General features: G+C 29.2%; 25 protein-coding genes. 8 read left to right on the plus strand and 17 right to left on the minus strand.

All coding sequences use genetic code 11. The annotated features are described in order from the left end of the window. Window positions 1–775: 775 nt before the first annotated feature. From GCU34_RS00795 to GCU34_RS00825, 7 genes are all read left to right on the plus strand, one after another. Window positions 776–1,198, plus strand: a complete 423-nt coding sequence (locus tag GCU34_RS00795; RefSeq protein WP_072780667.1) for a DUF6943 family protein — start codon at window positions 776–778, stop codon at window positions 1,196–1,198. Window positions 1,199–1,271: 73 nt separating this feature from the next. Further along, entirely contained in the window at window positions 1,272–1,658 is a 387-nt protein-coding gene (locus tag GCU34_RS00800) for a hypothetical protein (protein WP_072780665.1), read from the plus strand. 115 nt (window positions 1,659–1,773) lie between these two features. Then, window positions 1,774–2,643 carry a helix-turn-helix transcriptional regulator gene (locus tag GCU34_RS00805; protein WP_072780662.1) on the plus strand — a complete coding sequence of 290 codons (870 nt, stop codon included), beginning with the start codon at window positions 1,774–1,776 and terminating at the stop codon, window positions 2,641–2,643. A gap of 12 nt (window positions 2,644–2,655) precedes the next feature. Beyond that, complete coding sequence (locus tag GCU34_RS00810; RefSeq protein WP_072780660.1) at window positions 2,656–4,683, plus strand: DUF262 domain-containing protein; 2,028 nt, start codon at window positions 2,656–2,658, stop codon at window positions 4,681–4,683. 4 nt (window positions 4,684–4,687) lie between these two features. Next, on the plus strand, window positions 4,688–5,317 hold the full coding sequence (locus GCU34_RS00815) for a metallophosphatase domain-containing protein (RefSeq protein ID WP_072780657.1): 630 nt from the start codon (window positions 4,688–4,690) through the stop codon (window positions 5,315–5,317). Between the two features lie 51 nt (window positions 5,318–5,368). Next, window positions 5,369–6,343, plus strand: a complete 975-nt coding sequence (locus GCU34_RS00820; protein WP_072780654.1) for a hypothetical protein — start codon at window positions 5,369–5,371, stop codon at window positions 6,341–6,343. A 10-nt stretch (window positions 6,344–6,353) separates the two neighbouring features. Continuing rightward, on the plus strand, window positions 6,354–6,587 hold the full coding sequence (locus GCU34_RS00825; protein ID WP_072780651.1) for a hypothetical protein: 234 nt from the start codon (window positions 6,354–6,356) through the stop codon (window positions 6,585–6,587). Between the two features lie 80 nt (window positions 6,588–6,667). Here GCU34_RS00825 and GCU34_RS13555 read toward each other — a convergent pair whose 3' ends face one another. Genes GCU34_RS13555 through GCU34_RS00840 form a run of 4 tightly spaced genes read right to left on the minus strand, consistent with a single transcriptional unit; the run spans window position 6,668 to window position 8,307 of the window. Continuing rightward, complete coding sequence (locus GCU34_RS13555) at window positions 6,668–6,838, minus strand: hypothetical protein (RefSeq protein WP_178138322.1); 171 nt, start codon at window positions 6,836–6,838, stop codon at window positions 6,668–6,670. After that, window positions 6,831–7,088 (minus strand): hypothetical protein, encoded by a 258-nt coding sequence (locus tag GCU34_RS00830; RefSeq protein WP_072780648.1) that lies wholly within the window; start codon window positions 7,086–7,088, stop codon window positions 6,831–6,833. Before GCU34_RS00830 ends, GCU34_RS13555 begins: the two co-directional genes overlap by 8 nt. A 31-nt stretch (window positions 7,089–7,119) precedes the next feature. Further along, entirely contained in the window at window positions 7,120–7,512 is a 393-nt protein-coding gene (locus tag GCU34_RS00835; protein ID WP_072780645.1) for a DUF5675 family protein, read from the minus strand. A 36-nt stretch (window positions 7,513–7,548) separates the two neighbouring features. Continuing rightward, a complete protein-coding gene (locus GCU34_RS00840) occupies window positions 7,549–8,307 on the minus strand; it encodes a hypothetical protein (protein WP_072780643.1) in 759 nt (252 codons plus the stop codon). 780 nt (window positions 8,308–9,087) lie between these two features. On the opposite strand from GCU34_RS00840, the gene GCU34_RS00850 reads away from it, so the two are divergent. Further along, window positions 9,088–9,702: a hypothetical protein gene (locus GCU34_RS00850; protein ID WP_045968975.1), complete on the plus strand. Its 615-nt coding sequence runs from the start codon at window positions 9,088–9,090 to the stop codon at window positions 9,700–9,702. 56 nt (window positions 9,703–9,758) lie between these two features. On the opposite strand, the gene GCU34_RS00855 is transcribed toward GCU34_RS00850, so the two are convergent. From GCU34_RS00855 to GCU34_RS00905, 13 genes are all read right to left on the minus strand, one after another. Beyond that, window positions 9,759–10,400 (minus strand): DUF6266 family protein, encoded by a 642-nt coding sequence (locus GCU34_RS00855; protein ID WP_072780638.1) that lies wholly within the window; start codon window positions 10,398–10,400, stop codon window positions 9,759–9,761. A 1,104-nt stretch (window positions 10,401–11,504) separates the two neighbouring features. After that, on the minus strand, window positions 11,505–11,906 hold the full coding sequence (locus GCU34_RS13755; RefSeq protein ID WP_227658707.1) for a hypothetical protein: 402 nt from the start codon (window positions 11,904–11,906) through the stop codon (window positions 11,505–11,507). 26 nt (window positions 11,907–11,932) lie between these two features. After that, a complete protein-coding gene (locus GCU34_RS13760) occupies window positions 11,933–12,190 on the minus strand; it encodes a hypothetical protein (RefSeq protein ID WP_227658708.1) in 258 nt (85 codons plus the stop codon). 7 nt (window positions 12,191–12,197) lie between these two features. Further along, a complete protein-coding gene (locus GCU34_RS13560) occupies window positions 12,198–12,353 on the minus strand; it encodes a hypothetical protein (RefSeq protein WP_165764834.1) in 156 nt (51 codons plus the stop codon). A 150-nt stretch (window positions 12,354–12,503) separates the two neighbouring features. Then, on the minus strand, window positions 12,504–13,100 hold the full coding sequence (locus tag GCU34_RS00865) for a hypothetical protein (protein ID WP_072780629.1): 597 nt from the start codon (window positions 13,098–13,100) through the stop codon (window positions 12,504–12,506). Between the two features lie 18 nt (window positions 13,101–13,118). Next, window positions 13,119–16,073 carry a type III restriction-modification system endonuclease gene (locus GCU34_RS00870; RefSeq protein WP_072780626.1) on the minus strand — a complete coding sequence of 985 codons (2,955 nt, stop codon included), beginning with the start codon at window positions 16,071–16,073 and terminating at the stop codon, window positions 13,119–13,121. Window positions 16,074–16,163: 90 nt separating this feature from the next. Next, window positions 16,164–17,273, minus strand: a complete 1,110-nt coding sequence (locus GCU34_RS00875; RefSeq protein ID WP_152378328.1) for a hypothetical protein — start codon at window positions 17,271–17,273, stop codon at window positions 16,164–16,166. A gap of 140 nt (window positions 17,274–17,413) precedes the next feature. After that, window positions 17,414–18,211 (minus strand): ATP-binding protein, encoded by a 798-nt coding sequence (locus tag GCU34_RS00880; RefSeq protein WP_152378329.1) that lies wholly within the window; start codon window positions 18,209–18,211, stop codon window positions 17,414–17,416. Window positions 18,212–18,224: 13 nt separating this feature from the next. Beyond that, window positions 18,225–20,195 (minus strand): site-specific DNA-methyltransferase, encoded by a 1,971-nt coding sequence (locus GCU34_RS00885; protein WP_072780620.1) that lies wholly within the window; start codon window positions 20,193–20,195, stop codon window positions 18,225–18,227. Window positions 20,196–20,324: 129 nt separating this feature from the next. Next, window positions 20,325–21,158, minus strand: a complete 834-nt coding sequence (locus GCU34_RS00890) for a hypothetical protein (protein WP_072780617.1) — start codon at window positions 21,156–21,158, stop codon at window positions 20,325–20,327. A gap of 11 nt (window positions 21,159–21,169) precedes the next feature. Then, on the minus strand, window positions 21,170–21,442 hold the full coding sequence (locus GCU34_RS00895) for a helix-turn-helix domain-containing protein (RefSeq protein WP_072780605.1): 273 nt from the start codon (window positions 21,440–21,442) through the stop codon (window positions 21,170–21,172). 2 nt (window positions 21,443–21,444) lie between these two features. Beyond that, window positions 21,445–21,741 carry a helix-turn-helix domain-containing protein gene (locus GCU34_RS00900; protein WP_072780602.1) on the minus strand — a complete coding sequence of 99 codons (297 nt, stop codon included), beginning with the start codon at window positions 21,739–21,741 and terminating at the stop codon, window positions 21,445–21,447. An 83-nt stretch (window positions 21,742–21,824) separates the two neighbouring features. Then, a complete protein-coding gene (locus GCU34_RS00905) occupies window positions 21,825–22,730 on the minus strand; it encodes a hypothetical protein (RefSeq protein WP_072780600.1) in 906 nt (301 codons plus the stop codon). Between the last annotated feature and the right edge of the window lie 18 nt (window positions 22,731–22,748).

Consider the following 22,748-nt stretch of genomic DNA (forward strand, 5'->3'; position numbering starts at 1 on the left):
AAATTAGTAAAGCAATCAAGCGGTCTCACTCCTTATTTCACTTTGTTCCGTTCGGCTGTTCCAGTCAGTCGTGCCTCCTTCCGTTCCACAGTACACAAATAAAAAAGCAGTAAATAAGCTATCAAGCCCATTTCCTGCTTTTACATATTGTCCTCATCTTCACACGTTCAAGGGCGTCGTTCGTCGGGGCTAGTATGTCCATAGCAGCAGCTTCCTTTTAGTCAGCTCCTACTTTATGTCCATCGCCCCTTGTGTTATGGGCGGTTGCTCCCTGTTCGTTCAGTACTCCCTGACAAGTGTGGCAAAGCCACAATTTGATAGTCTGATAACACTTCGTGTTACAACAGGGTTATGCTTTCAGCACACTGCCCCACTTTGCTCCGCGTCCTCACTTCGTTCCTTCTTGTCCGCATATTGTGTCGCAGGCCTCCTCACATTGCCGCAACACCGCCATCACGCTCCTCAGTCATTTCAAAAAGCTATTTATATACTTTACGTGCTAACGCTTTTTTCATGCCTTGCGGTGCTTAGGGGTGTTAGATTGCTATACAAAACCTCGTTATTCAAAACAAAAAAGAGTAAAAAAAGAAAACAAAGATTTGTTCCAGGTATTCAAAAAAGCAAGTTCAAGCCCTTCGGGTTTCTATTGAAAATCTTGCTTTTTTGAAACCTTCCACAGGAAGTAAAGGCTTTCTTTTTTTTCCTTTTTCTTTTCGAAAAAACAATTGTAAAGGATGAAGGAACTGAAGAAGAGCTAACCTTTAATTCTTTTAGTATGACAAATTTTATCGTTAAAAGCCACGTAATCGGAAAAACCTATGAAAAACCGCATTTCTTTGTATTAAACAAAGGATTAAATAGCGGAAAACCACAAAACGAACCCTTTACAAATTCCTTTGTAATCATCTTCCAAAATAAAGCTGACAAAGAAGACATATTTTGGATAGCTGCAAGTTTATGGAAATCAAAATTCTGGATGCCTTATTTGCGAGGTTCCGTTATTCCATTTTTAGCCCTACACGAGTTCAAAAAAGAGTTTTTCCCAAAAGTAACGCGTTTACTCCAAGAGTATGAACAACATCAAAAAAATGTAAAAGCCTTACAACTATTACATCAACAAGAAACACATTATACAAAGAACCTTAAACTTATCAATGAACTTCGTAATACTATTTTATTAAAGTATAGAACAAAATAAATTTTATTATTCAAGCCGTTTTTAACATCCTAATTCCTTCAACTTAATTATTAACATTTTAATCTTTAAGTTTATGGAATTACCGTATTCAAATTTTGATCATTGCTTGTTGTTTAATGCAATAAAAAACAACATCGATTTAAAAAAAGCAATCGCCTATCTCGTATCATTTAATGAATATGAAAATTTAAAAGCAAAGGCTTTAGAACATTCAATTTTAATTTTTAATGAAGAAATTGCTATTTATCTTATTCTTTATGTAGGTTTTGAAGAAAATGAATTTGTCCAAAATATGATGATAAATTCAAATTACATATCTTTTGAAAAGGTTACAAATTCTATGCATGAATTCAAAGATATTGATGTAAAGTATATAGACAAATTAGCAATACTCTTTACAGCAATTTCTTTAGGAAATAATTCAACTTTAGAAGATTTTAAAATTTTTCTAAATCTCTAATCAATAATAACCTAGCAAATTTAGCTGGGTTATTATTTTAAATTAATTTATAAAAAATAGCACTACGACATCTTTTGGCGTTTAATATCTATATATTTGAAAAAAAATAAAGTAAATGGCAAAAAAAGATTATTTTAAAAGATATAATAAAGTCGTCGAATTACTAAGACGAAAATCAGTTACACCTGAGGACTTGCAAAATTTTTTAAAACAAAACCTAAAAATTAGCTTAAGAACATTTCAAAGAGATAAAGATGAAATAAAAAGTTTATATGGCATCGATATTATATTCAACAAAAAAGAGGGTTTGTACCAGATTAACGAAGAACTTTCAGATGGAAGTTTTGATAGAATAGCTGAATCTTTCCATATTACTCAAGCGTTAAATAAATCTAATGAAGTATCTAAGATTATTTTATTAGAACAACGCAAATCAAAAGGAATGGAAAATATGCACGGACTATTACATGCCATTCAAAATAAAGTAGTAATTAATTTTTTACATGAAAGCTACTGGAATTACGATATAAAAAAAAGAAAATGTGTTCCTATTGCTATTAAAGAAGCACAACATAGATGGTATTTAATTGCATTTGACATTGACAAAAAAGAGTTTAGAAATTATGGATTAGACAGAATTTCTGACCTTGAAATTTCTACAGGAAAACACACAGTTCCAGAGTTTAATATTAAAGAATATTACAAAAATGCATTTGGTATAGATGCACAAGGAAAACCTTATAAAGTAATTTTAAAAATTGCCAATTATCAAAAAAAGTTTTTAATTTCATTACCATTACATCATTCTCAAAAAATAGTTGAAGAAAACGAAACACATTTTAAACTTGAGTTTTATATTCAATTAAGCCACGATTTTAAAACTGAAATTTTAAAACTAGGAAGCTTATGTGAAGTTTTAGAGCCAACTCATTTTAGAAATGAAATGATTGAAGAAATAAATAAGTTGAAAAATATATACAAATAAGATAATTATTTTATGGAAAACAAAATTTACACACTTTCAAATATTGCAGAATGGCAATCTATAACAAGTAAAATATCTTTACCTAAATTACAAAGAGGTTTTGTGTGGAGACCTAATCAAATTGAAGCTTTATGGGATTCTATTTTCAGAGGTTATCCAATAGGCGCGGTTTTAATGAGTTTTGATGGAGTACATAGAAATCTGTTAGATGGGCAACAAAGATGTACAAGTATAGCGTTGGGTCATCTAAATCCTTATGAAGAAAACAATGAGAACTTCTTATCTCTTAAAGAATATAAACCAATGATTTGGATAGATTTAAAGCCAAGTCATATAACCAATAACCACAGATATGTTTTTAGAGTATTAACACAATCTCATCCGTGGGGTTATCAAAGAACCGATAATTCTAAAACACTCAGTATGGGTAATAGAAAAAAGGCTTTACAGTTTTTTAACAATGAGAGTGAAGTTAATTATACAGCTTTAACAACAGATAAAATAAACCCTTGGGATGCTAATTATCCTATTCCTCTTCAATATTTATTAAACATTAAAGCAATCAATAAAGATGATTTTATTCAAAAAATAAGAAGTTTAATAAATATTGACTTTAATAATAAAATTAAAACACAATATTCAAATGATAATTATGTGGATTATAACCTTGTTACAGATGATGATTTAATTGAAATCTATTATGGTTATAAAAATTATTTAAATTGTAATGTTCCCGAAATTCTTGTTTCAAGTGATGTTTTAAAAATTGATGAAAATGAGTTAAATAGTAAAAACTCTAATGAAATGGATCCAACACTTTTCGTAAGAGTGAATTCCGCAGGGACAAGAATTTCAGGTGAAGAATTAAATTATTCTATTTTTAAAGCATATTTTCCAGAATCAAAAGATTTAGTTGAAGATATAAAATCAAATTTTATCTCACCTACAAAAATCATTTCGTTATTTTCAAGACTTTCTTATGCTAAACAAAATAACTGGTCTTATTATGTAAAGGAATTTAATGTTAATGATTTTAGGAAAAGAATTAAAGATGAAGAGTTTCAAAAAAATATGTTAAATTATATTAATAATGGTAGAGCTAATGAATTATTAGAAAACGCAATAAAAGTAATTTACAATAATGTTGAAGAAGAAAAATATCCAAAAGCATTAGTTAAGCAATTATTAGTTTCAAATCTTGACTTAACATTTAATTTACTTGTTTTTTTAGAAAGAAATGATGAATACAATATTAGTGAAGTTGCGGCTTATTTTAGCATTATTAATTGGTTTAAAGCTGAAAAAAATATTGGGAATTCGCTATTCGAAAAACTAAAAGATTCTAATTCTTGGAAGGCTTCATATTTGAATTTAGTAAAAGAAAGAAAGGTAAAACTTATAGTAAAACCAGAATTACTAAGAGAAAATTTAAAAAACATTATAATCAATCAATTAACTTGTTCTGATGATTGGGCTGATTCAACAAAGAAATATTTTTCAAATGAATTGATAAAATATTATGCAGATAACGATTTCAAAGATGATGAAATTGTAAATTCATTTAGAGAATTTATAAACACAATTTATTGGAATAAATCATTATTGATTTTTGCTCAGAGAAATTACATTGTTGAAAAATTTAAAGAGTATAATCAATTTGAAAGTATAGAAGATACTAACAGACCTTGGGACTGGGATCATATTTATCCTGCAAGTTGGATATATAATAAAGAAAATATTGCTCAGATTGTTAAAAATTGGAAAGAATGCATTGGGAATTATCGTGCACTTTCCTTCGATGATAACAGAAGTGAAAGTAATAATGTATCACCTAAAGAAAGATTTTCAATAGATAATAATAGAGCTGATAGTTTTATTAAAGAAGATGATTTTAAATATTGGGATCAAATAGATGGTAACTATTATCGATTAAAAGGAGGAGATTTAAATAATGATAAGATTAAAATATTTCTATCTGCAATAATTTTTAGAATGTGTAATATTTATGAAGAGTGGTATAAAAATTATTTAAACTTTTAAGTTTATGCAAATCACCACCATTTCCGATACACACGGTCTTCATCATCAGTTACAATTATCTGGTGGTGATTTGCTTATTCATGCAGGCGATGTATGCAACAGAGGCACACAAGAGGAAGCTGCAAATTTTATCGATTGGTTTGAAAAACAACCTTACACTTACAAAGTTTTTATAGCAGGAAATCACGATTTCTTCTTTGAACATTTTACCCAACAGGAAATTCAAAATATTCTACCAAAAAACATTTACTACCTAAACGATTCTAGTATTGAAATCGAAGGAATTAACATTTGGGGTTCACCTATAACTCCTGAGTTTCACAATTGGGCATTTAATAGAAAAATAGGCGAAGAAATTAACAAACATTGGCAACTAATTCCAAACAATACTGACATTCTAATTACACACGGTCCATCTTTTGGCCTTTTAGATAAAACGTTTCACAATCAAAATGTAGGTTGTGTAGATTTGCTTAAAAATGTTGAAAGAGTAAATCCAAAATATCATATTTTCGGTCATATTCATGAAGGTTTTGGAGTTTTAGAACATCTAAATACAACTTTTATAAATACTTCTTCATTAGACTTCAATTATAAAATGAGAAAAACACCTTTTTTCAATTTTAATTTTTAGAACGACTTCTTTTGGCATTCTCCATTTTTAGTTTTACCAAAAATTAAAAATATGGAACTAATTTATCATTTACCAGCAATTTCCTATAACTATACAAGGTCATTTTTTTCCGATTTTGTTTACAAAGAAGCATTGGGATATTTAAAAATAATTTATAAAAATCCACACAACTTTCAAAGACATTTTCTGAGAAAATTAGAACACATTCCTAATTTACAAAAGCTTTGTTTTGAATTAGGAAGAGATTTTGAAAAAGCAAATCCGTTAACTTTAAGAGAAATTGAAAGTATATCAAACGAGAGTTGTAGAAATTTAGCTTTACAACATTATAAAGGTTTGTATAACAACTATTTTGAAGAAAAGAAACCAAAGCAATCTTACTTTGATAGATATGTAGAAAAAATAAAAGACTATTTAGACAACGCAGATAATGAGCCTATAATTATGCCATTTTATAACACTGAAATTGTTGAAAATAAAGAACCTTATCTAATCAATAAAATAGAAAGATATGTTATTTCAGAACATAAAGAATTTGTTCATTTTTCTGTGAAAAACGTTGAAACCATTGTATTAAATAGAACGATTAAGCATTTTTTATGTCCAGATTGCGATATTAAAGAAATTATTCTGCATGACAATTTAATTTACTTAGATGCTTGTAGTAATAAAATTAGTAGTATTCAATTAAACGAAAATATTATCGAACTAGATATTGCAAGTAATGAACTCACAGAATTAAAATGTAATAATAAATTGAAAAATTTATGTGTTACCAATAACAAACTAAAAAGTTTAGAATTAAACGAAAAATTAGAAGAATTGACCGCAAATGCTAATGAAATTGAATCTATAGTTTTAAATTCAAATCTCAAGGAAGCTTATTTGTGCGACAATCCATTAATGTATGTAAAACTGAATAAAAATCTAAAAGAATTAAGTATTTCACATCCTGAAAATAAAAATATTGAAATTGATAATTCAGTTGAAAACAATCAAGTCGTAATCGATTATTATATAAACTAAATTTAAAATTATGTCAACAATTGTAACACACAAAGGAATTTTAGTAAAAATCAACACAGAAAGAAAAATTGTAGAACATTCTAAAAACAATGGAATTTCTTGGGTTCAAAAAAGCATTTTTAAAAATTACGGCGATTTAATCTCTTTAATAGATTTAGGAAACGAATTGTTATTAGAAACAACAAAAGGTACTTATATTTCAAGGAATGAAGGTGTTTCTTGGGTATTGAAAAAGAGTAAATAATTTACTGAAATAAAGAAAGCCTGAACATAATTCAGGCTTTCTTATTTCTCAGTAAAGGTTACCAATCAAAACTGAGATTATTACTTTTTAGTAGTTAACTGCTTTAAAAGCAAAGTAACACCAAAACTAACAACTGCTCCTACAAAGGCTAAAACTATAGTTTTAAAGATATCTGCTGAGGTAATATTGGGCAATACACTCAACGCAACACCTCCAAAAGTTCCTGCCTTCAAAGTTAAAGAATTATCCATTCTCTTTTACCTCGGGTTCAGTTTCAGCCTCATCTTTTTTAATACTGTTTTCATCAACAGTGATTTGGCTAACCGCCGATAAAACTCCTCCTGCAACTGCTGCATAACCCGCAACAGTAACAACAACAGCTGGCAAAGCAATTGGAGCAGCTACAATACTTCCACTAACTGCTAATAAGGCTAATCCAATAGTTCGTAAAACCTTAAAGAATTTTGGTGTGGGTGCCTTAGCACGATCTAATACGTTCATAATTTTCTTTTTTTGTCATCCTGTTAAGGATCTATTGTACAATCAATGAAACACTTTCTCCATTATCTAATGCTTTATAAACCTTGTCTTTCAACTTAGTAAAAGCTTTACGAGATAATAATCCCATACCAGGACCAGAAAGTTTCGTAACAGGAGCAATACAACCTAACAACTCATTTTGAGCATAATTAGCAGGATGAAACAAAATCAAACTTCTATTCGGTACATCTACTACTTCTAAATGCCATTTGTATTTGGTACTGTATCGCTTTCTAATAAAATATTTCCCTTCAGGAATACAAGAAACTCTTTTCTCATTTTGCTTCCATGGTAATTCAATGGTATAAGCAATGAGTTTACCTTCACATTCTAGTTTTCCGTTAGTTCCTTCAGGGAAATAAGTTCTTGTTAAAAACAAAACCATACTTCTAAATACTGATTTCTAATTTCTAACTTCAGTCTACACACCACCATCAACACTCACAATCGATAACGGGTTGAAAGCACCATTTTTCAACGGATACATTTGCCCATTAATCTCTTGGTAGAACTCAATACCTAAAGCTAAAACTAAAGGATGAGTTGAGTTAGCAGTAACTGCATTACTCAAATTGATAACAGCAGTTGCAGTAGCATCCCATGGTAAAATGGCTGTTTCACTAGTTGCTACTACATATGTTTCATTTGTAAAGTCAATTTCTGCACCACCTGAGATAACTTTAAAATGAGTAGTACCACTTGGAGCTGCAATCATGTTTGCCGGTACAAAAGATGGTATAGAAACATCTAAAGTTCCTGCAACTCTGTCAATCGCTGAGGTAAACGGTGCAAATAAAGAAGTACCTAACTTACCACGAATATTAAATTCGAAACCAAGTACCAATTCAATTTCTCCATCTATTACATTTCGTAATCCTCTTTCACTCACAGCATCCGCCTGAATAACCTTAACCATAGTTTGGGTTAAACGGCTTACCATTCTACCATCAGCAGAATTCAACAACAATGGTCGTAAAGCAGTTCTCAAAACCTTTCCGGCTTTTCCTGCTCTACCAAACTCAGAACCATTTTCACGCGTTCTTTGAAACGCAGGGTCACTCGCAATTCTGCTCGCATCAATTCCACCTTTCTCACGCGCTAAATGCCCATCCTGAGTTTTGTAAAAAGTAATATCCCCGATAGTACCTTTTAATTTAATTATGCCTTTCTGTCTAGCCATAACTTCAAAATTTTAGTTTAACATTTATTTTTTTTGGCAATACTTAAAAAATTGAGTTGCAACACATTTTCAAATAATTGTTAAACAAAATTCCTTATAAAGAACAGTTCTAAAACCTCACTATATACCAAATGACACTATTGAACATTTTTGTCCAAAAACGTCCTACATAAAGACTTAAAAATCAACGTTAAAACAAATGAAGTAATAAGTAACTTTAATCTAACTCAAAGTCTAATCAAAAGCATAGATAAAGTATGAAACATACACACAAAAGAGTATGTATTTATCCGAAAGACATACAACGTATTACAGGCAAAAGTTACAGACAAAGCACAAGAATCCTCAATCAGATTAGAACTTCACTTAGAAAGCCTAAAAGTAGCTTAATTAGTATAGATGAGTTTTGTGAATACACAGGTTTAAAACAAGAACAAATAGAACATCTTATTACTTAATTATTAATATAACTCAGTCAATAATTAAACTGGATTGTATTGATAATGTGATGAAAATTGATTAAATTTGAAGTATCAATATAGGCTATAAAACAAGCTAATTTATAAGGTGCATAATTCGGTGCACTCGTATTGAAGAATAACTAAATTACTAGTAAAATAAAGGCATAAAAGAGGTGAAATAAATCCCTCTTTCTCCGCAGAATTAAAACCCTAACGATTGAAAATCAATTAGTTAGGGTTTTTTATTTACAATATATCCCACATTATCCCACAATCATTTAGTTTCTTAATTTATTATTTTTATATAAAAATGTAAATCATGGAAACACAAGTATCAGTAAAACAAATAATTAAAGACTTTATTTATATTGGTAATCAATTGAAAGATCTTTTTAAAGATGATTTAGAATACAAACCAATAATCGACTTTGTTTTAGCAAAAGACTATCTTGATGAAGAGTTAGATATTCCTTTTCCAAAAATGAAAGATATTGAAGCTGCTACAAATTTAAAATCACATATATTAAGAAAGCTTTTATTGAAAATGCATTCAAAAATTTTTACATATGAACGCAAATTAAATTTAAGCTTCAACAAGGTTATTTATCACTTTTATATTTCTTATTTTAATTACAGATGTCAATTTACTATTGATAAGCTAACACATGTTCCAAGAGTTGGTGAAACAATAAATTTACCTTTTGTTAGTGCTTTAATTCCAATAAATCATTTTTATGTTGAAAATATAACTCATGAATTAGAAAATGATTGCCAAATCGTTCTTATAACACTCAAAGTTGGCAGTTATAGTCCTTACTTCCATTTTATGAAAGATAGAGCCTTAGAGTTAAGAGAAATAGGGATAATGGAAATATATGATTTAAGCGAAAGTGAAATCAAGAAAATAATTTACAATAAATCACCATATCGGTAATACAATAAAAAAACCACCCTTTTACAGGTGGTTCTTAAAATAAGTATCTACTATTATTATGAAGCCGTACCAGAGCCAATATAGATACTATTTGATAATTGTGTTTCTTCTGCATTCATGAACGAAATAAACATCTGTAATTCATCCCCAGCATAGCTATTAGGTATAATAACCGTTTGCGATAAATCTGCCCTTGTAGCTCCTTCAGTTAAGTAAACACTTTCTCCTTTTAATGGATTGTAAGCAACTACCATAACTTTATCAGTTGCTAATGCATTGCCTTCTGTTGAATTATCGTCCCAACTAAACTGCACTTGTCCAGGTGTAGTTAAATCGAAAACAGGGTTTAAAGCTCCTGCTAAATTACCTCTTGACAATAACGCCATTGAATAATCAATTTCAAAATCAGGAGAAACTCCTGTAATTGCATTATTCAGAATATAAGACATCGCACTATTAAACTGTGATTTCTTAACTGCATAATTTTTATAACCAACCTTAATAAAATTTAAGTTAGGTTGTAAGAACCTCAACACTAAAGCAAATTTTGTTCTTTGATTCACTTGCAATAGTGTTCTTGGATTAGCTACACTTTGAGGTTTAGCTCTAATGTAATCTATTCCTTTCCATCTTGAACCAACAATATTGGCTACTTTTCCTGATACTCCTCCAAGAATACCTCTACCTATTTTACCCATGTCTATATAATTTAAAAATTAAAAATTAAATTTTGTGGACTTGGTACGGCTTTGGTATTGATTTTTACTTACTCAAAATTATTACTTCTTTACATTATTTTTTTAAATCTAAATTGTTTTGTCAAAATTTGTTATTAATTATCATAAATTGTTAGAATTCAGTATTAAGAAAAAGAACATTATTTTTTTATTTATTCTACAATCGCAAGTATGTACTTGCTTTTCCGTTTGGTAATAATGTTTCCGGTATAGTTAAAATTTTAGCTGTTTTTTTTGAAAGAATGCTTACTGATTAATTTCAATCGGAGTGAAAAACGTCTGGCATTATTTTAAAAAAAATTGCATCCATAGGGGTTTGGGGAAATGGAAGATTGCCCCTACTGAGCTTACCGAGTGCGTTGGCAGTAGCGAAGCAAGGGTATAGATTTTTATTTGCTTACTGTATTTTTGATTTTAATTCTATCGGTGTGGTAAATGAAAAACTATACTCTTGCGGGCAATTTTGATTTTTGAGGATGCTTGAAAAGTCAATGGATAGTAGTCAGTCACAGTTTACAGCTAAAGTCTAATGAAAATGTGAAGCATCTTCAAAAAACAATGAAAACACTGTTCCTATTTGGGTGGGAGCTTTGGCTGTGCGGATATTTTACATAATGAAATTATAGTTCTAAAAAATTACCTCTCAAATTATTAACTCTTTTTTTTGAACTATAATGTTGCCTTCATTATGTAAAATAGCTTGGGAGTGGTTTTTAGCGTTGGAAAGCTCTTGTTTTTTAGCTTGGGTGTAAGTGGATGAAAAAAGGTTTACTGTGCGCGTGGTTCCTTCGACAGGCTCAGAATGACACTTAGCTGAAATATGCTTATTAGTGGAAAACAGAAAACCTTTTTTTATTTACTTACTTATGGGAAAATAAGTGCTTATTGCGTTGGGAGAAAACCGCTAATGCTTTGGGGAGCGTTGGACGGGTGGGATGCAAATACGACAGCGATAGCGTTCCTATTCTCTTTTCCTTGTAATATTAACGAAATGAAGCAAACAAAGATTTGAGGTTAGGAAAACTTGGACTAAATGAAAATTTTGTGCAGCTGAATGAGATAATTTTAAGAAAATAATTTTCTAAAAAAAACAGCTATTGTTGACCAGATGCTTTTATTGGTTTCGTTATCGGCTAGATTTGATTCACGAGATAGAACGATTAAATCATAATACATAAGACGTGTTTCTAAAGAATCTTCTGGTTTAAGACCTGTAAATTCTTTCTCTTGATCTTCTGTACTAAAAAGTGGTACAAATTCATTGTCCGAATAATATTTTAATGGACCTGGCGTATTGTATGAATCAACAACAATAAAACGACAACCTGTTTTATTAGCTCCGTCAATGAACCAAGATTTTATAAAATCCATTAATTGTTTGCCGGTTCTTTCTGTTTCTCCTTGAATGAATCTATAATTTTTATTTACACCTAAACGACCAATTAATACAGCTGGATAAGACCTCATTTGTTTTTGACGAGGTATTTCTTGTATTACTTTCTTTTTCTTGAATTTGGTAAGTGTGTTGTTTTGATACTATCATTTGAAATAGTAAAAGCACAAACTATAATTTTAGGATTTTCATCTAAAGTAAAACAATAGGTTTTTCCTAATAACTCAGATTGATAGTTTAGAGCATCGTCACGAAAGAAATCGTTTAAATCGGCATTATCACAATCAAAAGTATCACAAAAAGTCAATAATTGAGCATTATAGACTTGAAGCGTACATTTATCAAGTAGAAAACCCAAGGTGAAATTACAGTTTTGCTTTAGCTAAAATTTTAGACGCAACATTGGCTTGCTTGGAAAAATCTACAGAAGATTTTTTTGCAGTATTACCACTAATTCTATCTACAAAAGCTTTAGCAGCTTCACTTTTAAGAACCGGTATTGATTTAATTGCAATTGCCATTAGTAATTTTTTGTTTTTGTTTTGTTATGCAAAGATATGAAAATTATAATACTTACAACATTTGTTGTAACTTCTTCAATTCTAACTCTTTTTGCTTGTATTTGTTTAACGTGATAATCTCATTAAAGTTACAAATGAAGTGTTAAAGTTTTACACCTTTGTTTTTAAGAAGAAATCATTTACTACTTCCTTTAGTTTTTTATTCTTCATTTGTTTTGCTAACTTTTGTAGTTGATTAATACAATTATTAAATTCTTCTTCTGGTAAACCTTTATATTGAAAATCTAATTGATACTCGTCTTCGTCTAATGAATTGTAATCGAAAACTAAATTTTCTTCATCTATTTGTTTGAATCCAATATTTAAAGCAACTTTTAATGAATTTTGATAATTTGTTTCTCCAATTTCATTACGTTTTATTGTGATTTTTTGTTCTAATCTATCTGTTTCTTCTAATAAATAGGGTAAAATAGCATGTTTTAAAGCTTTTGATAAATGCCCTTTTTTACGATGTTTTGGTAAAACAACCCAATGTAAATCGTGTGTCATATCTAATACAGCACCAATGTATTTATTGTTTTCTTTTATTAGGAAATAAGTATCTGGAATATGACTATCTGAAAAACCTTCTTTATACCATATATGCGCTAATTCTACATTTTTACTAATACTAACTTTTACACATTCTTTATAATTAGGAAAGCGGTTTAGTTTGTTTAGTAGTTGTAGGATGTATTTCTCTGTCATAATTATTTTATAGATAACTTACATTAAAACCTCATCAACAATTTGTTTAATCTTCTTGTTGTTCAATTGTTCGTGGAACTCTACTGTGTAGCCGTCTATGGTTAATTGTTTGAAGAACTCTTTTGCACATTTGATTTTGACTTCTTCGGTTTTTCTTAACGTGGATTGATTTTCTACGTCTTTTGTTTCTACTACAATATTTAGTGTTTTTGAACCATCTGCTTTTTTGACTACATACATAAAATCGGGGCTGTATGATTGTCCTGTAATTGTTGGAATTGAAATACTGCTTCTTGGAATTTTTCCGTAAACTACTACTTCATCAATTACTGCTTGAATATTATCTTTTTCCAATGGAGAATCATAAGCATAAGTATCATACAAATATTTTTCTACAGGTGTGCCTTCAATGAATTTAGTTCCAATAACTCCTTGGGTAATTTCTTCTTTTGGTTGACCATTAGGAAACGACAGTTTTGTACCGTTTAATTTGATATTCGATTTGCTATAACTAAATCTGCCTTGTAGTTTATTTATTTTCCAATCGTTAAAACGCGATACAAAATTTGCTGCACTGAATTCATTGATTTTATCATTATCAATTGAATGTTTTTCAGCATAAGAAATTAATACCTCATGAATTAACTGAATAGGTATATTGGTTTGTTTGTTTATTCGTTTTAAAAATTCACTGTAAGGTAATGGACGACTGATTGTATATTGAACACCACTATCTTCATTTGCCATCATTTGGTTGTCATCTGTAGTCTGGATTACTTGACGTTTACTTGTAATGATTACATCAGTAAATACATTGTTTTCAAATAATTTTACCAATTCTTCTTTTAGATAGTCATCTTCTTCAATCTTGTCGTAAAACAAAACATACTTTTGATTGATGGCTTCCCATAGTGTTTTTAATTCGTTATAAACTGCTGGACGAATTTTTATCTTTTTATCTTTCTTAGTGTTTCTATCTACTACTTTATTGCCATTTAATCCCATAGCAAAATCAGGATATTCCTCAAAGAACTGAATTTGATTTTCAATATTGATGTTGTACTTTCTGTCAATGTATTTTTTAGAAAATAAATCAAAGAATAAATCGTCTGGATCTTGTTTTAATTTTTTAGCAACTTCATTTAGTTTTTCTTCAGTAATGACAAATCCTTTTGGTAATTCATCATTTATTTCTTTTACTAATCTATCAGCAAAATCGGCTTCGGTAAAATCGATGATGTAATTTAATTTGAATTCTTCATTTGAAATACGGTTTCCTAATTCATCTACAGGTAAACGCAATCCTCGTCCAACTTCTTGAATTTTGCTCGATTCGCTTCCGCTTGAACGTAATTTTGTAATTGTAAATACATTAGGATTATCCCAACCTTCTTTTAATGTCCATTTAGAAAACAAAAATCGACGCGTATTGTAATTACCATCTTCTTTTTTAATGGATAACAATTTCTTTTTCTCGAAAAGTATTTCGTTTATTTCGTTTGCAATTTCTTCATCAGAACTGCTGTTATCTTGTGAAAAATAACCCGCATGACAAGCTGTAACATCTTTTTTTGAAGCTTCTAAAAATTCTAAATATTCTTTTTCAGTATCTTTATTAAGCGTTGGTATTACTTGGTTTATTTTATCTAATAAAAGCTTTTCAAACGTATTTTTTAAATAAGTTTCTTTACCAGATTTTTCATCTTGACGATAGGAATAAATATCGTCTATAAAAAATAAGGCTAATGTTTTAATCTTAAACTTTCTATCAAAGTTTATACGTTCTGTTTCAAAGTGTCGGTCAATGGCTAATTTTAGCATTTGTTCCTGATACGATGACGAATAAATATCGGTACTAAATTCTTCGCCTTGTGATTTTGTTTGACCGTTTGACAATTCAATGAAATTAGAACCAATAGCATCAATAACAATTCCTTCAAACTCTTCTGAAATAATGGATAAGCTATCGCCTTTTTTTAATTCAAAACTCTTAGTTGGTCCATCTTTTTGAATTAGATTGAACTTTGCACTGGTTTTACTTTGGATAGCCATTATTTTTACTTTGTCTTCTTTTTTAGAAAGCGGTTCAAAGTGTTCTTTGGCTATTCCTTTAATTAAATTTTGATTGAACGATTCACAAGCATTCAAATCATATAATAAATTATGATAGTCTTTAATTGTTTTTTTTGCTGTGCCTTTTCCAATAGTAACTGTTGGGTAAGTTGCACCAAAGCGAATGATACATTGTGGTTGAATTTCGTTTGTAATAAATTCAAATGTTTTTTGTGCTTTAGAAAATCGATGTGGTTCATCTATTAATAAAAAAGGTTTTGTAGCACTTATACCTTCAACAGGTTTATAGAAATCTTCTACTCCAGAGTCGTATTGGTCTTTTAGCATTTTACTATTGGTTAGCAAAGCCATATTGACCAATAAAACATAAATTTTATTTTGATTTTGACTGGAACCCGAAACAAATTCACGCACAGCACTTGGGAAAAATTGTTTTCCTTTTTTCTTTTTGGCTGCATCTAATACTTGTAATTCTATTTCTGTTCCATAACCACAAACATCTTTAAAATGCTTTTTTGTATAAGGGTCTTGTATAAATTGTCGTGTACCTGCCTTAATGGCTAAAGTAGGCACAACAATTATGAATTTATTGATTTTGTATTGTTTGTGTAACTCAAAAATAGTAGCCGTGTGTACATAGGTTTTTCCTGTACCGGTTTCCATTTTAATATCTAAGTTCAAGTAATCTTGTATGCCGTTTAAAGCCGTATATTCGGGATGAATACCGTTTGTTTTTTGAACTTCCTTAATGTTATGCAATAAAGCTTCTTTATCTAACTCTAAAGTAGGGTTAGCAAAATACATTTTGTTTTTTGAGAAACTATTTACCGAAAATGCATTGGCTACTGCCTGAACACCTTTGTCTTGATGTGGTAAGCCATTTTTTAAAATTAACTCCATAGACTTAACATTTTGGGCATACAAAAAGTTTAATTGTCATAATATTTTTAATATTAATCGCTGTTGTTGAAATTTTAATCATTTTAAGTACTATTTTACTAATCTTAATTGAGCAGATATTTTTTCATCTATTAGTTCAGCATATTCAGCCTCAAATTTTTCTTTAACATTTTTATCTTTTACACTTAATTTATTTGACAAATAGCCTAACTTTCTATTGTTTTGTTCAATTATTTCTGCCCATTCCATAACATACACTTCAATATTTTTTTCGCTTTTCTTCTCATATAGAAACGGATTATCGGGATATGAATCTCTTCTTGATTTTGTTTGAGATTTTGCAAATTTTGTAAGTTTTGAAGATATTAATATTAGCTTATATTTAACTTTTTCACTTGGAAAGGCTGGGTTGTCTTCAATTGTAAAAGCATATCTATTAATTTGATTTAACTCTTTTTCACTTATTGCACATTTGGGAGATTTTAATTCTACGATCATTATTTCTCTTTCTCCAGAATCAATTATCTTTTCATTAAAAAAGAACAAATCTGTTATATCGTTTAAACCACTATCATCCAATTCTATAAGGTTTTTATCTTGTAAAGTAGGTTCATACTCAAAATATTCTTTTCTTAATTCTTCCAATATATTACCAATTCTTTTATCTGACCAAAGTTTTGGAGTACCATTATAATTTTCACCAAATAACCAAAGCTGATTTTCAACTATTTTGTGTAACTGACTTCTTTCTTTTACATGCTTTGAAATATCCCCATAAGTAAGTTCTTGTAAAAAATTTAAAAATTCTGTCTTTTCAGCAACAACACTAGCAAAATGAACAACATCTTCTAAATCAGTTTTTTCTAGTAAATGATGGAATTTTTCTAAACTATCATCAGAAAGTTTTAAAACTTTTTTAAATATATATTCTATATTTCCATTTACAATTGCCTTATCAAGAAGAGGATATAGAAAATTTCTAATTTTATCATTTTTTTGAATTAATTTATGTTCGTCTTCTAAAAGATAAGCAACTTTTTTAAATAATACTTCTTGAGATTGTGAAGCAGGATATTCATTATCACGATAAGGATAGTATTTGTCTTTTTCAAGGTTGGTAATAAATTTTTCAAACCTTTTATTTTTTGCTTTGAAGAAATTATTAATTGTTTCTTTTATTGTTTCTTTTAAATTTTTCACTTCCGCTTCGCCTAAAGTATCTAAATCTAGATTTCTAAATAAATCAGAATTTAGAAGCGGAGATTCAATGTAAATAAACCACGTGCCTAAATCTGAGGTATACCAATCAGAAGAATATGTGTATTCATGTGCTACACTTTTTAAACCAGCATTATCGATTTGAAAAAAACTTTAACTTTATTTAAAGACGATTTTATATTATAGAAATAAAAATTTAGGTTGAAATTTTCGCCTTTTTTATCAGTATATTCAACCGATTTTTTACTCGGCTCGCCTATAACAAAATCTTTTCTTTTTAACTCAACACCATTAACAATAAATTTTACAGTATTGTGAAAAATTTCATAAGGATAATGTTCAAAAATAGCTTGATTGATATTCTTTGATAAAAAGTTTTCATTTAATGTATTTCTTTTGGCAATTTTTTCTGCTTTATTATGATGTAGTTGTTCAATTGTTACTTTGTAATACGTTTTTTCACGATTAGGTAAATACTCGTAATCAACTTTAAATTCAGTTTTTTCAAGTTGAGCATTTTTAAAATCAGTAGTGTCAATGCTAAATTCTGTTTTGGAAAACTGATTTTTTTCTTTATCAAAACCTACAGTGTTAATATGCATTAATTCTCCTATTTGTAAAGAACTAAATCTACCGATTCCTTGTCCTTTTTGTTTAGCCATAGTTCCAATTTCAAGTATTCTGTTATCAAATTCATTGAAAGGTACACCATAACCATCATCTTTAATTTCAATGGTTTTTATAGGTGACTTGAAACTGGCTGAATTTGTATATTCAATATTGATTTCAATATTTTTAGAGTCTGCTTGAATAGAATTATTAATTAACTCTCTAAATGCTTGAAAAGTGTCTCGATAGTTAGTTAATAAATCCTTTATTACTCTTGTATTTGTAGTTATCTTTTTCGTTGTAGATTTCATAAAATGTAAAAGTTTAGTATCTTACTTCGATGTTAATTTTTAAATTCTTTTCGGTGTCGTTTAAGATTTTTAGATTCTTTTCTAACATTTCGGTAACTGACCATTCGTTGAAACTATAACCAAACAATACAATATTCTCAGGGTTAAAATGTGGTATGGTATCGTATTTTTCAAAAAGCTCCATTACAGCTTCTTGGGTAAAATCGGTATGAATTAAATACAAATGTTTTTGATGATAATAAGCCGTATAACCTTTTAAATCTATTTCGGTTGCTTTTGTTGTTAAGCCATAACCATCATAATTTAACCAAGTGGTTAAAACCGTAGGTACTCCAAAATCGTCTAAAATGGAATCATTAGCTATTAAATTAGCTTTATCAAATGTTTCGCATTTGTCTAAGGTATTAGGATTAGGCTCGTTTAAAATAAAGTGCTTGAAACCATAATCTATTTCTGCATTGGTTTCTTCTTTAATCTTTTTTGCAGCTCTTTTGATTCTCTCGAATCCAAGATAATCTAAAGTTGTTGGAAGATTATTTGATTTTAGAAAATTATAAGCATTTTGTTGACTTGGATTTTTTAAATCCAGAATTTCAGGTAATTGAATTGAAATAAATTTTCTTGAACTATTTTCTTCTGAGTTTAATTTTAAAACTGCATTTGCTGTTGTGGCAGAACCAGAGAAAAAATCTAAAATAATATCATCTTCTGAACCAATTTCAATTGCCCGTTTTACTAAGTCAATTGGTTTAGGATGGTCAAATAATGTTTCTTCAAAAATTTGTCTAACTAAACGAGTACCATCTTCAGTTCTCATTCCTGATTCATCCCAAATAGATTTTACTTTTGTTGTTGACTTTCTACTTTTCTCATAAATATTCCAATCTCCATCTTTTTTTTGTTTAGCAATAATCTGACTTTTAAATGGATCATTTAAAACTATATTGTCATTAGACTTTGGTTTACCCCATCTCCAAACACTTTCTTTTCCAGTAGAATTATATGGTTTTACTTCAATATTATAATTTTCATCTTTAATTAAACTTACAGAGCAATATCCATCATAGTCTTGAATATTTGGATTAACATAAAAAGGATAAAATAAATTTGGACGATTCCCACTATGATATTTTGGATTACGATTCCTTAACTCTCTACATTCATAACCACCATTCTCATCACTAAATTTAAATTTAGCCTCTTTCTTTATTTCGGATAATTCAGATAATTCAGATTTAGAATAACACATTAAATATTCATGAGTTACTGCTACTTGATTATAATCTCTTCCACCTGGATTTGCAACAATCATAATTTGAGCAATAAAGTTTTCTTCCCCAAATACGTCATCACACAATAACTTTAGATTTGCTTGTTCATTATCATCGATAGAAATAAAGATAACACCATCTTCTTTTAATAAATCTTTAGCCAATTGCAAACGAGAATACATAAACATCAACCAAGCAGAGTGCGAAGCAGAACCTTTTTGAGTTAACTCTAAAATGCGGTTGGCTTGGTTTTCATCTACACTCAATTTATCTTGTAGTTCTTCGGTAGTAAAATTGAAATTGTCTTTGTACACAAAACCATCAGACCCCGTGTTATAAGGTGGGTCAATGTAAATACATTTTACACTTTTAGCATAGGATTTTAAAAGGTGTTTTAGCCCATCTAAATTATCTCCACTTATGTAGATGTTTTCGCTGTTTGTGTTTTCGGGTTGGTTGTTGTGTTCTTCGTTAGGTGTTATTACTGTAGTAGTGTCTAAAGAAGCTAATAATTTAGCATAACTTTTACCTAAGAATTTAAGCTCGTAGCCTTCATGCACTACATCGACTTTATCTTTCAATGTTTCTTTGAATCGTTCTATATCAAAACTTCCATCGTTTTTAAAACAAGTTGGGAAGTGTTCTTTTAATATGGCAATTTCTTTATCATTGATAGCAACGTTCTCATTGCTTTTTTCGATGTTTTTTATCATGGTTCTGGCACTTATTTTTGTAGAAAGGGTAAATTTAGTTAATTTTTATACAAAAAATAATGCAATTCAAGTTTTTATATCACAATAATTATAGTGCAATTTCCAAGTATATATTAGTTGGAAACTGCACTACATTAATTGAAGTATTTTTTGATGAATTAAACCGTGAATTTTTGAATGTAAATTACTTTTCCCTAATTGTTTGAAATACTTTTTCTTATGGTAATTAAATAGATTTCTACTTTTAACGGTTATTGTATTTTCCCAAAAATTAGTATTAAAATATTTTTCATCTACATTCGCTTTTCTGTCAAATAGAAGGATATTGTTCCATTCTTGAAGTAAAGAGCAACCTAACGCTTGATGGGTTTTGTTGCTAAGTAAATCGCTAAGCGTGTGTATTCCTAACTTGTTTATAAATTTAGCTTGTTTGCTTTTTACTTCAAATCGGAAGGTATTTTCTTTACAAAATTTAGGATGTTGAATGTGTTTGTTGTACACTTTTATGTTTTTGTAGGCATCAACACCCGCTATCTTGTAATATAAATGCTTTGTTGTTCTGTAAAACTGACGTTTTTCGTGATAAATTAAATTTGCAATTAGTTTATTAATGGGTATTGGCGAAATGATATTGATTCCGTATTCCAAGTTTATAATGAAACATTTTTCTAAATCTAACTCGAATAATTCTTTGAGATGATCTATTACTTGGATTACTTTTTTTATTGTAAAATCGTCCGCATTGTGTACATCATTATTGTAAAATTTATGAATGCTTCCTGATATTTCTAACCTGTTGAAAAACTTAGTAAAATATAGATTTTCATATCTTCTTGTGATTCTCTTTTTGAGTTTATTATCAATGATTTTATCGGCTTTACCATCATATACTAAAACAGGATTTCTCCAAATTTCATTTATCAAGACTTCATCAGTAATTTTTAACTTGATAAAGTCTATCATGACCTAAAGAATTACTTTTTAAATGGTCGATAGTTATCGTCGAGCATTTTATTTATATCCTCGATTTTATAGACAATTTTATTGTTTATTTGGCTGTATGCAATCAATCCTTTCTCTCTCCAATTGGCAGCCGTTCCTGGACTAATTTTAAACAGTTTTTGAAACTCATCGTTATTTATAATTACCTTATCGAATATTCTTTCTTGCTTTTTGGTAACCGCATTGGTTAATTCTTCCAAGCGTTTTTCGATGTTGCTTAAACTCTCTTGAAATGGATGGCTCATAGTTATTGTTTTTTTGCATTAATACTGACTAAAGCTTGTTCAATTTCGGAACGCTTGTACCTGATGAGGTTTCCTAAACGATATGGGTTGAGGATTTTCTTTTTGTTCCAGTCGGAAAGTGTTACTAAAGATACCTTCAGAATTTCTGCCGTTTCTTGTCGTGTAAGATATTCTTGCGGTGCAATAGGTTGGAAATTTTGAGCTAAGGATTTAATTTCTGCTCTAACATCGGTTAAGATGCTTTCTTTGAATTCTTCGGGAGAAACTCCGAATACTTGTGTGATTTTACTTTGTTCCATCGTGATACGCTTTTATCGTTATTGATGGTACAAAGTAAGGTTGGTTATATTTCAGTAAACGTTCCTTTACGTTCCGGAACGTCTTAGCTTACTTCAATTATGTTAGGTAAATGGTATTTTGCTTTATCAAATGATTTTTTGTTTTCTTCGAATTTATCATCTTCAGGGTTGAGGTATTTTCTCAATGATTCTTCGGAAATTTCAGCATTGAAATTTTGTTTAATCAATTTAGCATAAGCCGTATAATTTATTTCTCCGTTTTTATTTTTTGGTGCATCAATAAAGCCATTTAATGCTAATGTTCCCAAGATATATCCGATATGCGTCTTTTTGCCTATCCAATTGATTTTTGGATTAACTGCTTTTTCTTCTTTTAAATCATTAACTATTCGCTGAATTTTGATAAGTTCTAAAACAAATTTATAGCCAATATGAAACAAAGAAAAAGGTAAGAAGCTCAATGTTTTAGACCTGTAATATAATGCAAATGGATAATATAAACTTTCTACTTTTTTGAAGTCTGAATTATTTATTAATTCATAAATTTTATCATCTAACTCAAATTCATTGTCGTTAGTTTTTTCTTGATAAATTGTTTGTAAATATTGTGTTTCAGGATTATCATCAACAATTGAGTAATATCGAGATTGTTTGCTGTCAACATAAAAGTCAGCTTTGATAATTTTCAATTGTAATTTTACTGCCTCAATATTAAAAATTAAAAAAGCATCAAAATTCTCTGGGTCTTGTGAGGATAATTCAATGTAAATTTGAGATAAAGCGTTTTGATATAGCTTTTTTACATTGTTTATTATCTCCCTTCTTTTTAAATGAATTTCATTAATTCTCAACTCATAATAATAATGACTTTGATAATTAACAGGCAAAAAATATCTATGAAAATCAATTTCTTCAGCTATTGCATCAGTAAGAAATTCAGAATAATAATTTTCACTTAAAGCTTTTATAAATGAATTGACACTTTTCATACAAAATTAAAAAGCTAA

The organism is Flavobacterium haoranii, from assembly GCF_009363055.1.
Taxonomy (GTDB): domain Bacteria; phylum Bacteroidota; class Bacteroidia; order Flavobacteriales; family Flavobacteriaceae; genus Flavobacterium; species Flavobacterium haoranii.